At 51.7% G+C, this 13,571-nt stretch carries 11 protein-coding genes and 1 pseudogene; 1 reads left to right on the top strand and 11 read right to left on the bottom strand.

Annotated elements, in window-relative coordinates; genetic code table 11:
• Positions 1 to 132 precede the first annotated feature (132 nt).
• Positions 133 to 258 (top strand): hypothetical protein, encoded by a 126-nt coding sequence (locus tag NDI45_RS20435; RefSeq protein WP_348248483.1) that lies wholly within the window; start codon positions 133 to 135, stop codon positions 256 to 258.
• A 172-nt stretch (positions 259 to 430) separates the two neighbouring features.
• Here NDI45_RS20435 and NDI45_RS20430 read toward each other — a convergent pair whose 3' ends face one another.
• The 11 genes and pseudogenes from NDI45_RS20430 to NDI45_RS20380 form a co-directional block, all read right to left on the bottom strand.
• Complete coding sequence (locus NDI45_RS20430) at positions 431 to 1,687, bottom strand: ABC transporter substrate-binding protein (protein ID WP_348248482.1); 1,257 nt, start codon at positions 1,685 to 1,687, stop codon at positions 431 to 433.
• A gap of 268 nt (positions 1,688 to 1,955) precedes the next feature.
• Positions 1,956 to 3,017 (bottom strand): ABC transporter ATP-binding protein, encoded by a 1,062-nt coding sequence (locus NDI45_RS20425; RefSeq protein ID WP_348248481.1) that lies wholly within the window; start codon positions 3,015 to 3,017, stop codon positions 1,956 to 1,958.
• Between the two features lie 53 nt (positions 3,018 to 3,070).
• Entirely contained in the window at positions 3,071 to 3,883 is an 813-nt protein-coding gene (locus tag NDI45_RS20420) for an ABC transporter permease subunit (RefSeq protein WP_348248480.1), read from the bottom strand.
• A 145-nt stretch (positions 3,884 to 4,028) separates the two neighbouring features.
• A complete protein-coding gene (locus tag NDI45_RS20415; RefSeq protein WP_348248479.1) occupies positions 4,029 to 4,922 on the bottom strand; it encodes an ABC transporter permease subunit in 894 nt (297 codons plus the stop codon).
• On the bottom strand, positions 4,912 to 5,976 hold the full coding sequence (locus NDI45_RS20410; RefSeq protein ID WP_348248478.1) for a phosphotransferase: 1,065 nt from the start codon (positions 5,974 to 5,976) through the stop codon (positions 4,912 to 4,914). Before NDI45_RS20410 ends, NDI45_RS20415 begins: the two co-directional genes overlap by 11 nt.
• A gap of 64 nt (positions 5,977 to 6,040) precedes the next feature.
• A complete protein-coding gene (locus NDI45_RS20405) occupies positions 6,041 to 6,589 on the bottom strand; it encodes a GNAT family N-acetyltransferase (protein ID WP_348248477.1) in 549 nt (182 codons plus the stop codon).
• A complete protein-coding gene (locus tag NDI45_RS20400; RefSeq protein ID WP_348248476.1) occupies positions 6,571 to 6,897 on the bottom strand; it encodes a hypothetical protein in 327 nt (108 codons plus the stop codon). Before NDI45_RS20400 ends, NDI45_RS20405 begins: the two co-directional genes overlap by 19 nt.
• Before the next feature lie 16 nt (positions 6,898 to 6,913).
• Entirely contained in the window at positions 6,914 to 7,942 is a 1,029-nt protein-coding gene (locus NDI45_RS20395) for a TauD/TfdA family dioxygenase (protein ID WP_190792405.1), read from the bottom strand.
• 252 nt (positions 7,943 to 8,194) lie between these two features.
• A complete protein-coding gene (locus tag NDI45_RS20390; protein WP_348248475.1) occupies positions 8,195 to 10,429 on the bottom strand; it encodes a family 1 glycosylhydrolase in 2,235 nt (744 codons plus the stop codon).
• 429 nt (positions 10,430 to 10,858) lie between these two features.
• Positions 10,859 to 11,977 (bottom strand): annotated as a pseudogene (glf, locus tag NDI45_RS20385) (UDP-galactopyranose mutase); the annotation flags it as partial.
• Positions 11,978 to 12,229: 252 nt separating this feature from the next.
• The gene (locus tag NDI45_RS20380; protein ID WP_190792408.1) at positions 12,230 to 13,528 is read right to left on the bottom strand and encodes a glycosyltransferase family 1 protein; all 1,299 of its coding nucleotides are present in this window, start codon (positions 13,526 to 13,528) and stop codon (positions 12,230 to 12,232) included.
• Positions 13,529 to 13,571: the final 43 nt, after the last annotated feature.

Genomic DNA, 13,571 nt, shown 5'->3' with positions numbered 1-13,571 from the left:
GAAGAGTTGACTCAGCAATTGCAGCAGTTGCAACGCCAGACGATTGCGTCTTTAACCGGTTGGGATTACATTCTCAATGCTTTATCTGTAGCAGGTATTTATTGAATTGGTATAAGACGAACAACCAAACTTATGAGCCAAACTCATGCTAAGGAGAAGGATAGCAAGGTCGGCGATCGATTAGACGGGAATGAGTGGCGATCGAATAAAGGCGATTTCAAGAGCCAGCGAGGAGGCAACGTTGACACTGCGAGATAGAAAGAACCCCTGGTAGCAAAACCGCGTCCAGCTCTCCTAAAGGTTTCAAAGTCCTCCGGGATTGGGAAATTGAGGAAGTTGAGGAGGCAACACAGGATCTCTGAGGCTCCTCAAACACCTTCTAATCTGACTCATCTGAAAAGAATTCCTGCCCTTCGCGCTGATTTATTCCCTATCCGGCAATTTCCTGCTCCCATAGTTCTTCCAGCCGAGTTGTATACTCTGCATTCACTACCGGAACCGTATTCCCGGTCAACTCCTTGAGCGGAATCCCGTAGGCTGCCTCTACCTTCGCGAATTCCTGCTGAAGGTTCGACGGCACTTTGGTCGCATCCAGCAATGGCGGATCACCCCAGACTTCCGGCTTGAATTTTTGCAGTTGCCCCTCTGGACTGGAGAGGAGATTTGCGAGGATCATTGCGCCTGCCGGATTGCTGGCATTCACCGGAATCGCAGTAAACGATGGATCATTAAGCGACACTCCCGGAATGGTAAACGCTTTGGTCGTTTTGGGAAGTTGTCCGGTTGCTAAGCCTTCTGCCACGCTGGAGACAAAGACAGGCATCATCCAGATTTCCCCGTTGGCGAAAAGCTCCTGCAAGCGAGTCTGGGTTGGCGGATAGGTTTCGCCCCGTCGCCAGAGGTGAGGCTCCAGTTCTTTCAAATAGCTCGTCACTTTGGGCGAATTCTGGTTCCACAGATCCTCGTTAAACTTTTCGCCCGCATACTGCTGATAGCCCCCCGTGACGCCATAAAGTGCCGTGAGCAAAAAGCGGCTTCCGTCAAAAGCAGGCGGCGCAGCGTAGGCAAACCGTCCCGGATTGGCTTTTGCCCAGTCGAGCAATTCCTGATAGTTGGTGGGAGCACGATCGACTTTTGCGCTATCCATTGCCATCACATAATAGGAACCCGTGTAGGGAGCTTCAAAGCCATCGATCGGCAAGCCAAAATCAGACGTAACCGCTGGATTGTTCAGGTCGTAGTGCTGCATTGCGGGCAATTTCTCGGTGAAGGGTCCGAGCAGCAAATTTCCCTGCTTCATCGTGCGAAAGTTTTCACCGTTGATCCAGATCAGGTCGATGCCGCCGCCTTTGGTTTGTCCTGCCTGCACTTCGCCCGCAACTTTATTCACCGCTTCCACTGTGTCGTTAAGGGGAACGCGATTGAGCGTCAGGCTATATTGGTTCTTGAGCTGATCCGCAACCCAGCGATCGGCAAAGGCGTTGATATTGTCACTGCCCCCCCACATTGCCCAGTTCACCGTGGTTCCTTTTGCAGCGGTGAGGACATCATTCCAGGAAGCCGTTTTGGGATCAAAGCCAGAGGGCGCGGTAGATTGTTGATTTTGAGCGCAGTTGCTCACCAGCGTGGCAAGATAGGCACTGCCCGACAGCAGCAGAAACCGACGACGCGAAAGGGAATCGATCATATTAATCTGATTAATCTGAAAACAACTCAGAGGTTATGCGAATGGGCACAGGGCGATGAATAACGTATGGGAATAAGTCCACAAACAAATATAGCGAATTGTGCAAACCCTGAGGACAAACGAATGATTTATGAAGAGATTCAGTCAGCGATCACACAGGGAAGAAACGAGAAGAACAAAGGAATTCTACAGGTCGCTGAATTCCTGCTGCTTAGAGTTTGGTTTAATTACAGATTGCATTCCCCGAAATACCACCTTATGAAGCAATTTACTGTCCTGCGGTAGATGTTTCTGTCACCGGAAAACACCACACCGCATCGAGCGGCAGCACAGCCCAAACGGTCTGGTCGATGTGCCAATCCTGACCGGGTGTAGTCCAAACTTGCAGCGTTAAATCGCCAGCAGTGAGGGTGAGTCGTCGCTGTGTGCCCATAAATCGATTTGTGGTTACGATCGCTTGAATGCAATTCACGGCATCGATCGGCGCAGGGAAAATTTGAATTTGTTCGGGGCGAATTGTGACCCAGACCCTTCCTTCAGCAGGCTGTTGACTGGTGAGAATTTGACGATTCTCTAAAGTCCATTGCGTTCCCCTTGCCTCCGCCAAAAAGAAATTCACGCCACCCATAAAGCGAGCCGTTCTTTCATCAACAGGCTGACCATAAAGCTGCTCTGGAGGTGCGACCTGCCGTAAACGTCCGTCAAACATGAGCGCGATTCGCTGCGCCATCACCACCGCTTCTGACTGATCATGCGTGACAACCAGCATGGTGATTCCAGTGTCTGCCTGCAAGCGCAAAATTAGCTCCTGCATTTCTTCGCGCAGATTCGCATCGAGGGCAGAGAGGGGTTCATCGAGCAGCAGCAGCTTGGGCTGAATAATCAGCGATCGTGCCAGAGCGACCCGCTGCGCCTGACCGCCAGAGAGTTCAGCAGGTTTTCGGTTGGCAAAGCCTTCCAACTGCACCTGACTGAGGATTAATTTTGCTTTTGACTCGCGATCGACCCGATTCACGCCACGCATTTTTAGCCCAAACGCCACATTCTCGCCCACCGTCAAATGGGGAAACAGCAAGCCGCGCTGAAGCACCAAGGCGATATCTCGATTTTCCGGCGGCACAGCGTTGAGGGTTTTGCCATCCAGGACGATCGATCCCGTATCCGGTCGCAGCATTCCCGCAATCATTTGCAGCGTCGTCGATTTGCCGCAGCCCGATGGACCCAGCAACGCCAAAATTTCGCCTGCATTCACGCTGAGCCATAAATCTTGAACTGCCGTTACGTCCTGAAAACGTTTCGTCAAATTTTGCAGCAGCAAATGTTCCATCATGTTTCCTGGACGTTCTCCTAGACGTTTCCCCAGATGCTTCCCCAGATGTTTCCTTAGACATTCCCCAGCCCACCTAACGCCACATCATTTTGCAGCGATCGACTTGCCAACACTAAGAATACTAAACCGGGAACGATCGAAGTGATGGCAACGGCTGCGGTTAAGCCTTGATTGCCGCCTTGCAGCAGCGTAAACAGCACCATCGGCAGGGTAAACACTCGTCCGCCTCCCACAATAAACGTCAGCAGGAACTCATTCCAGGAAATGAGAAACGCAAACAGCGCACCCACAACCACACCGGGCGCAATCAGCGGTAGCGTCACCTGCAAAAAAGTCTGGATTGGGGAAGCTCCTAGCGATCGTGCCTGAATCTCATAGCCCGTCTCAAAATTAGCAAACACACTCGCCAGCACCAGCGTCATGTAGGGAATTGTCGGCATTAAATGCACCAGCACCACACCTGCTAACGTCCCGCTCAGCCCCAACCGAATCAGCACAAACTGAATTCCCATCAGCGTCGCCAGCGGAGACACAATAATCGGCGTCAGCAAAAACAGCTTCAGAACTGCCTTCCCTGGAAACGTCATCATCCCCAAAGCCCGGCCCGCCGGAAGACCTACCAGCAAGGATAGAACAGTTGTAATCAAGGCGATCGTCAAACTTTGCAGCAGTCCCTCTGCCACTCTCGCCGTGCCAAACAAAACTTCTGTCCAATGCTCCAGCGTCCACTGAACAGGGATAAGCTGCGGAAAAAACCAGCCCTGCGCGAACGACCAAATCAACAGCGGCAGAAACGGTAAGAATAGAACGACGATGATCAGAAAAAGTAAACTATTTCGCATTCTCAAGAATGGTTGAGAGGTCATAAATGTCCTACATTGCCCCCTGAGTTTTCTAACTTTAGGGGACTTTGAGAGCGAGCGAAGAGCCAGGCTTTTCAGGAATGGGCATTTTTCCTAAAGTCTCTCCTGCCAAGCCCAGTACCAGGTTTTCAGGCAAACGGCAGTGCCTTCAAGTTTGACGGCGGGAAGTAATTTGCAAGTAAACCACAATCAGCCCGATCGCAATCACCGCCAGAATCAACCCCAGGGCGATCGCTTCAGGACGACTTGCCAGATCGCTATCGGTAAACGATCGGTAAACGAGAACAGGCAGGGTACGAGGACGAGTTGAACCAAGCAAAAAAGGCACTTCAAAGGACGAAAAGATGTATCCAAAGACAATCAAACTGGACGACAAAATTCCCGGTTTCATCATCGGAAAAGTAACATTCCAGAAGCACTGCCAGGGATTCGCGCCCAACGCACGCGCCTGAGTTTCATATCCAGGATTGATACCGCGCAGAACGGCTAAAAGAATCAGCGTGATAAACGGAATCTCTTTCCAGAGGAAATGCAGAATGACACCGATATTTGCTACATCGTTAACCAGCAGTGGAAAATTCTGATCCGACTGAATCCAGCCCAGCGTAAACGCAATCCGCGACAGCAGACCGCTCGGCGACAGCAGCAGCAGCATTCCCGTTACGCCAACCAGATGGGGAATGGGCAACGTAATCTGACAGGCAAAACTCGCCCATCGTCCCGCCGATCGCAGCAGCAAGGCTAATCCCACGCTGAGAATGGTTGAAAGCCCGGTTGAGACAACCGCAATATAAAAGCTAAGCCACAGCGATCGCCAAACTTCTGAGCTGGCAAAAACCGATTGATAGGCTGCCAGGTTAGGCTGTCCTGAACCAAGAATCGTCAGTAGCCCCAAACTTTGCAGCAGTGCCAGAATCAGTCCACCGCCGAACAAAAGACCAACCACGCTCAGCGCAGGCAGCAACAGCAAATACGCCCGTCCCGTCTGCCCCAGTTCACGCAGGTTGAACCCCCTTTGTCTCCCAGGTTTGCTAATCTGCACCCGATTCCTCCAGCCATTGCATTACTTCCTGCCACAGTTCTGGAAACTGCTGACGGCTTTGCTCCAGTCGTCTCATGCGTTCCTTTGCGCTGAAACTTTCCTCTGAGCCAGCATACCAGCGATTTGCCGTAATCCAATAGCCTGCTGTCCAGCACAGCGATCGAACTGCAGGATACACTCCAAACGCCGCAAAATGCCGAGCAATCCGATTCGCTAAATCCTGATTCTCCAGCGCATCATAATAGCACTGCAAAAAGAAGGCGCGATCGGCTGTGGGTAAGCGGTAATTCTGACAGCGAACGATCGTTACAGGCGATAGAAAATGCCCTAAATCCCCTGCTGGAGAGCCTAGCTCTGCCCATTCCCAATCGATCAGACGGGCCTGACGATCGTTCACCACCCAATTCTCATAGGTGTGATCGCTATGCACCAAACAAAGATGGGGAGATTCTCGCAGCCATTCCTCGCGCCATAAATTTTGCTCTGCTTTTTTCAGTACCGCTTCTATCATCGCCACAATCTCTGGATCGGCATCGGCAGAATCTAGATAGGGCTGAGCATATTGTTTTGCTTCCTGGTAAAACAGCGTTAATGGTTCCTGAATCATCGGTACAGCATTTTTGAGACGATCGATTTCATAGCCTTTCTGAGACGGCAAAGAATGCAGCCGCGCTAAAGTCTCAGCACATTTTTGCAGATGCACTCGACTATAGTTCAGTAAATTTCCTGGAAGATAGCCAGTAATCAAATAAGTATAGGAAAAATCATTCGATCGTTCTAACTGGGCTGCAATAAGCTGATGCCCAATTTCCGTGCCGTTCAGATATTCGAGAATTGATTTTTCAAACCGCGTTACGCGCCGAATATCCCCTTTAAATCGCTGATTCGGTGTGTTGACTGCAACTCGTACAATTTGCCGATCGCCCAATCGAAAAATAACGTTTGCTTCTCCGTGGGCGAATAGCTGAACTGGATCAGTAAGCGATCGATTTTGCTGGAGATGGGATGTTAGCTGCTGCTGAAGTTGGGATAAATCGATCGATTGGGTGGGCATAAGGGCGATCGCAAATAGATTTTATTCTGCCATACATCGCCCATTCCCTAGATCGTGAAATGTCTCAACCCAACCCATACTCATGCCAATCACAAATAGGCTGATAGCCGATCGTCTGATAGATATGATTTGAAGTCGGATTTGCCAGATCAGTAAACAAAAAGCATCGTTTACATCCTTGGTTGAGCAGCCTTTGGCTTAAAGCAGCCACACAAGCCGTCGCGTAGCCTTTGCGTCGGTATTCCAGCGGCGTGTACACAGGACCAATTCTGCCTGCTAAAGGAAGGGCTTTTCTGCCGCTTGCCAGCGAAACAGGCTGACCGTCTTCCCACAAATAAATACTCTGTGCCTTCAGCCCATTGTCAACGCTCCGCGCAACATCCTCCAAGAAGCTTGGAATCGCCTCGCGGGTAAAATCTGTGTACCATTTCAGCAGCAAAGGACGATCGTCTATCGTTCCATGTCGTAATTTTCCTGCGGGAACGACGATTGGCTGCACGGTAGTAAGTCGATGAATTCTCAGCCGCATTGCTAGAGGATAAGTTTGTCCAGTGAGCTGATGCCACGTTTGGATAAAATGCTGGGATTCAGCCACTAATCCACTAACGCGCATGGTAATGCAAATTGCTGTTGTGCCAGCGTTTCCGCAATCAGTGCTAAAGCCGATTCCTGCCGACATTTCGACAGCACTAATTTATGCGGCGGCGTTTGAAACGCGATCGCTAGAATTTCTCCGTTTTCCTCCACGATCGCAATACGCGGTGGCTCAGAAAAGCGATCGGGAGAATCAATCCACCGCAGCAATAACGCCAGCAGCAGATTGTGCTCAGCTTCATGCTCAAGTAGATACGACTGAACCCGATCGCTCAACAATGGAACGGATTGAAACTGCTCGATTCCCTTCAGAAAATGCAGTTGCATGGATTGTTTAACTCAGTTAGAACTTCGTGCGAATCACCCGTTCTCCCAGTTGCCGATCGACTGCCGATTCGCCCAAATCGCGCACCACAAACGATCGTTGTAGCCAGCGATCGAAACCGTCATAACGAGGCACAAACGAAGACCGTCCGTGAACGGTGCGCCGATTGTCGATGCAGAGCAGATCGCCAGAGTTCAGCTTGACTCCCCGATAAACGGACACAACGGCATCTTTAAGAGCTTCTAGCGCTGCTTCTGCTTCGGGCGTGATTGCCGTCATCAAATCCTCGTCGTAGTTGAGGAACGGGTCGTGACGGTTGCCGTACAGCACAGGCAGCACCGGACCGTTGCCCTTCACGGTTTGCAAATTGCCAAAGGAATAATCGATGCCCGTTCGATAAAGCGGCTGAAACAGAAGTTCTCGATGGGCGTCTGACAACAGCGGCAGAGCATGGCTAATACTGGCATAAGTCGTTTCAGCAGCGCGATCGTGATCCGGGCGCAGACAATAAAGCAGCAAATATTCCGGCGCATAGGGATGAAACACCGTTTCGCGATGAAACTGAAGCTGCACCTGAGAACCGCTCGAAGCCTGAATTTTCTCGGTTCCTTTTACTGGAGCAAGATTTTGAAACAGATCGCCGTTTTTCTCTTGAATGTAGGACACCAGATGCCCCAGACGGCTGCCGATCATCGCTAAACAGCGTTCGCTGACGTGGGTTTTCTTTTCCGCCGTTTGCTTCGCAGTTCCCCGGAGGGGTAATCGCTTCGCGTCAGACGGTGTATGAATTTGCGGAAGGTCTGGCTCGATCGGCAACCCTCGCAGCAGCAAAATCCCTTCCGGGTTGGAATGCACTTGAAACTCCAGCAGTGCCCGGCGCAGGAAGCGAGGCATCTCGTCCGCCCGCATTTCACACTCAAACAAAAATTCCTCGGTTTCCTCGTAGGGATCGGCTCCAGGCGTGAGAAACAACGCTAAAGTCTGCTCGTCCAACTCGTAGCGGTCCACCAGATGCAGCGCGTGAGAAGCGACCTTAACGGTTTGCATCACAGCCTCCTTGATCCTTAATGATCCGAAAGATTTATGCACAGGAATGTGCGAAGGGCGATCCTAGCTTATCTTTCTTCTCAAAATTGCTGCCGCGGAGACAATGCAGAGGGATTGATCCAATTGATCCAGAAGTCAGCTTGATCCAGAAGTCGGCAGTAGGCTTCACCAAACCTACGATCGCATTCTCAAAATGCTAATCACTCTGATCAGAACCGCTTTCACCTGGACTCTCACTCCTTGGCTCAAACGCTAACCCCTCACTCCCTCACACTCCTCCAAATACCGCCCGATCGCCCGCTCGAGAGTCGGTAGCAAAATGCCCCGTTCACTGGAAAGTGCACTGTACATTGGACGCGGAGCAGTGAAGCCGAGATCTTCAGTAGGACGGGCTTCAATTTGAGGTGATCGCATTCCTGCCATTTCTGCTGCTTGCCGCGCCAGGTTTGCCCAGGTGATTTCGCCCGGATTTGCCAGATGCCACAAACCGCATTCGCCGTCGATCAGCAGATCCAGCGTGGTATTTACCAGATCAGGGACGTAGGTGGGGGAAACGATCGCATCTTCTGCCGCCACAAACGGTTTCCCAGCCGCCAGGGTTCTGAGGGCGATTGTCACGAAATTGTGCTGATCCCAGGGTCCGAAGAAGGCACTGGTGCGAATCACCAAAGCGCAGGGATGGGCAGATAGCACCCACTGTTCAGCAGTTGCCTTGCTGTGTCCGTAAACGTTAAGTGGCGCGACATCGTGGCTTTCGAGATAGGGCTGGGTTTGGTTGCCGTCAAACACCAAGTCTGAGGAGAAAGTGACATAGCCAACATTGTGCTGCACACAAGACTGCGCCAGAATTGCCGCCCCTTCCGCGTTGATTTGCCGACATGCCTGGGGTTCATGTTCTGCGTCATCGACCCGCACATAGCCCGCCGTGTTAATCACTGCCCAGGGCTTTAGCTCTGCCAAAACGCGATCGACCGATTCCCGCTGAGTAATATCCATTTCCCGGCGAGACAGTAGCCGATAGGGAATTCCCCGAACTTCACAAATGCGAGCAAATGCCCGTCCCAGCGTTCCAGTCGCGCCTGTAATCAGCACCGGGGCAACGGTATCGAGTCGGGCCGAAACCGATGGCTGCACGGCGATACCTCCCTGCTCCTGACAGTTTACGGGCGGATAAAGAAGGCGATCGTCCCGTTTCCACCAGCCCGGAATTTCGAGCAATGGATGCTGATAATCTCGTCCTTCGCCGAAATAGCGCATCATCAGGGCTAACGCAGTCGGACGCGGGGCAGGAGCGCGGAGGTCAAACACGCCAGGTTCGTAAAAGCCCTCATTGCGGGTGAGCAGCGTATTCCAGTCATAAGCCCCCAGCAGTGACCAAACCGTAACCGCCTGAATTAGAATGCCTTCCTGTTGCAACGCCTGAGCATCTTGCCAGACTTCCTGGAGCCAGCGCAATTGCTCTTCGCGAGTGCAGCCCAAATGCACTTCTGTAACGGCGATGCGAGGCGATTCTCCCTGCGGGGTGATCGTTCCTTGGTAGCGATCCCAGACTTCGCGCAGCAAGTCCTTCGGCGTGGGAATGCCTGCGGCACAAACGCGAACCGCTTCCACATCAGCGTATGAGTGCTTGCCGTTGCCACCATGTGTATGGGCAGGATAGCGATCGAGCCGTTCATCCAGAAACCGATCGCTGGTCATGTAGTGGTTAATGCCAAACACATCCGGCGGACAGGGATGCGCCCCAAACCAATCTAGTTCTGCCTCGGTGATGCCTGCCTTCAGCAAATACTTCCACATGGCATGGGTGCGATCGACCCGACCACAAACCAAATCAAATGATAGCCAGCGACGCTCGTTTTCAAATTCTGCCTGATACGCGAGCAGCGGCGTGCTGAACATCTTGCCCAGATCCTCGGTTTGAATCAGCTGAGCGGCAGGATTAATTTCGCGAATCGCCTGCATCGACAGCACCACCGCGCGACATTCGTTCAGCAGACACCGTAAAAACGTAGTATCGTCCCGACCGTGGGGATACCAGAGACCGTATAAGCCGCTAAATCGGGCAGTGGTCAGCGGTTCATTGATCGGCGTGTAGGCATCAATCCAGGGATAGCGCGTTGCGACTGCACGGGCAAACTGAGCTAGCTTTTCGCCAAACTGCGGATCGATCAAACTGGTAGAGGCAGGTCCACTGCCGTGATGCACCAAGCCTGCGATCGGGCGAATGTCCAGCTCCCGCAAACGATTTAGGCGATCGTCTGTCCAGCTCCAGTCGGCGCAATCAATTCCCCCAGGGGCAATGCGCTCCCACACTACCGGATAGCGAATTGCCTTCACACCCAACGCGGCAAACTGCTCCAGATCTTCAGTACGGCTGTAGTGTCCGTTGCGCTCAAGCTGGTCAAAAAATCGATCGCCCACCCGATTTACGGTGCATTCAATGCCAGCCCAAAGTTCCACGATCGGCGTTTGCCCTGCCTGTGTCATGCGGTGTTGCGCTCCAACTGACTGCTAGATTAGCGTTTAACTTTCCGTTTAACTTGCTCAGCTTGCCGAACTTCCCAATTCTGGCTACCGGATTTTGCCTATGTATTCTGGCTACTGGGTGCTCCCAAGTTTCCTGATGGGTGTTCAGAGCGTTTCAGCCCCCTAGATTCCAATTCTGGGCGACTTTGAGCGATCGAGCGGCAGAAACGGTTCGACAGTCCACCTCGATTGGGGGACAAAGGAATCTTGCAGACGAACAGGCTCTTGGAATCAGCGATCGAAATGGATGTACACAGAAGCCTATTCTGAAAAAAACTTCATTGGCCTGCGGATTTCAAAGTCCCCCACCGTAGAGGAATTTAGGAGGCAATGTAGAACCTCAAACACGTCTCAAGTAGCTGAGAAAATCAACAGTTTTCAATTCACGAACTAGCGATTGATCACCACTTCCAGCGATTCCTTGCTGCTGAGCTGCTTGAAGATTGTCAACGCCTGCGCCACAACCTGATCCATGTTGTAATACTTGTAGGTCGCCAGTCGTCCCACAAAATGCACGTCGGGCGTTGCGTCGGCTAAGGCTTTGTACTTTTTGTACAGCTCGGCGTTTTCCGGACGGGGAACCGGATAGTAGGGGTCGCCCTCGGCTCTGGGATATTCGTACACGATGCTGGTTTTGTTGTGTTCCTGCCCAGTGAGATACTTAAACTCGGTGATGCGTGTATAGAGGTGTTCATTGGGATAGTTCACCACGGGCGCATCCTGGAAGACGGGCTTATCGTGGGTTTCGTGCTTGAACTGGAGCGATCGATAAGGCAGCTTCCCATAGCGATAATCAAAAAATTCATCCACCGGACCCGTGTAGATCATTTCCTTGAAAGGAATGACGTTCATAATTTCCCGATAGTCGGTGTTGAGCATGATTCTGATGTTGGGATTAGTCAACATCCGCTCAAACATCCGTGTAAAGCCGTGCAGCGGCATTGCCTGATAAGTATCGGTGAAATAGCGATCGTCCCGGTTTGTGCGGGTGGGAACGCGGGCAGTTACGGAGCGATCGAGTTCAGACGGATCCATATCCCACTGTTTGCGCGTGTAGTTGCGGAAGAACTTTTCGTACAGTTCTCGCCCAACCTTACTCACCACCACATCTTCCGAGGTCAAAATCTGGTCACGCGGTTCTGCAACGGATGCAAAAAACTCTTCGACCTGGAATGAAGTTAACTTTAGCCCGTACAGTTTATTAATCGTATCCAGATTGATCGGAATCGGGACAAGCTGACCGTCTACGCTGGCAAGTACACGGTGTTCATAGCGTCGCCACTCAGTAAACTGCGACAAATACTCAAACACATCCCGCGCATTCGTATGGAAAATATGCGGACCATACCGATGCACTAAAATTCCATTGTCATCGTAGTGATCGTAAGCGTTTCCAGCAATGTGATTGCGGCGATCGACAATCAAAACTTTTTTCTCAAGCTGGCTTGCAAGCCGCTCTGCTAAAACGCTGCCTGCGAAACCTGCACCAACTATTAAATAATCAAACATTTAAGACATCCTCTCAGTGAAGTGTTAGCGAATAATGATGTAAATCGTTTAGTCGAATGAAGGGAACAAGATCAAATGCGCTCTAAAAAATCGAGAAGAAGCCTGTAGCGTGAGCACAACCAATGGAGTCTCAGAAATAGATACGTTAGGAAACCACTAACGCATCGACTGTAAATAGTGAACATTGAACGCTTCAAAATTTGGGATTCGATCGAGAGGAGACTCAGCAGCCTCCCCCGTCGTTTCTGCAGCTTAGATTGCCACTTCTTTGTCAGTTACGGCAGACATCGGTTCTTTCGCTGCGCTCTGCGCTGATCGCTTTACTCCCGCTTGAGCAGATTTTCCGGGCTTCGATGCTCCTGCAACGGGTTGCGTCATCGCTTCGCTAAACTGCTGCTGCTTGCGAGCGATCGTCTTTTGCATCAGGTCGCTCATGGTTGACCAGGTGCGATCCCACGAGGTCTGCGACAGAAAAGCATCCACGCGATCGAGCCATTCAGGATCTTGTCCCTGCTGCATCGCCGTTTCGATCGCTGCCACAAACTCCTCAGCCGTTTCAGCAATTTGCACCAAATTCTGCTCGCCATAGGGGCGTACGACATCCCGAATCGGGGTCGAAACAACGGGCTTTCCGCCTGCTAGATATTCGGGCGTTTTCGTGGGGCTGATAAAGCGAGTCGATTCATTCCGGGCAAACGGCAGCAGTGCAACATCCCAGCCTGCCAGATAGTGCGGCAGCTCCGAATAAGATTTGCCGCCAAGATAGTGAATATTGGCATAGCGCGGCAGGCTGGCGGGATCAATCTTCACCACCGGACCAATCATGACAAACTGCCATTCTGGTTTCGCCTGAGCAATTTGATCGAGCAGCGCAATGTCAAAGCGTTCGTCCAGCACACCATAGAAGCCCATGCGAGGATGGGGAATTCCTGCCTGGTCGGCTGGGTCTGCCGGAGCCTGACGCGCCTGATTGAAATGGGCGGCCTCAATGCTGCTGGGAAACGCATACGCCTGCGGATGGCGATCGCGCTTCGCTTCGTAAAGGCTTTGCCCCCCTGTAAAAACCAGGTCTGCCATATCGAACAACCGCTCTTCGCGCTCACGCAGAGCAGGCGGCGCACCTTTGAACGCAGACAGTTCATCCATACAGTCATACACGACTAGCGACGGGGTGAGATGCTCGGCAAGCGGCAGCATCATGGGCGTGTAATACCAGCAGATGTAGTCGTGAATCTCTTGCTCTGCCATCAAGTCATCAATCAACCCTTGCAGAATGGCGATCGTCACATCCTCGGTCAATCCCTTTGGCAAATGAGGGACAGCAACCCACACTCCACACTCGCGCCTGCTCACCTCAAGCCGCCAGTGATTTTCATCGGTGAACATGGGTTCTTCAATGAAAAAGACTCTGCGTTCTGATGCACAGCGACTCAACAAGTGCTGAGGACGCTGGTAAACAAAATCCCATCGCAAGTGGGACAAACAGATCAGATCAGGCATATCAGATGAATATTTGCCGTTAATCTGTTCATTTAAAGGGTGATTCGACATTCTGACCTCAAAAGTTGAAACGAAGTGAAACAGTTAAAGATAA

The sequence above is a fragment of the Leptolyngbya sp. GB1-A1 genome, from assembly GCF_039962475.1.
In the GTDB taxonomy this organism is placed as follows: domain Bacteria; phylum Cyanobacteriota; class Cyanobacteriia; order Elainellales; family Elainellaceae; genus Leptolyngbya_A.
This window is presented reverse-complemented; position numbering and strand designations above follow the sequence as displayed.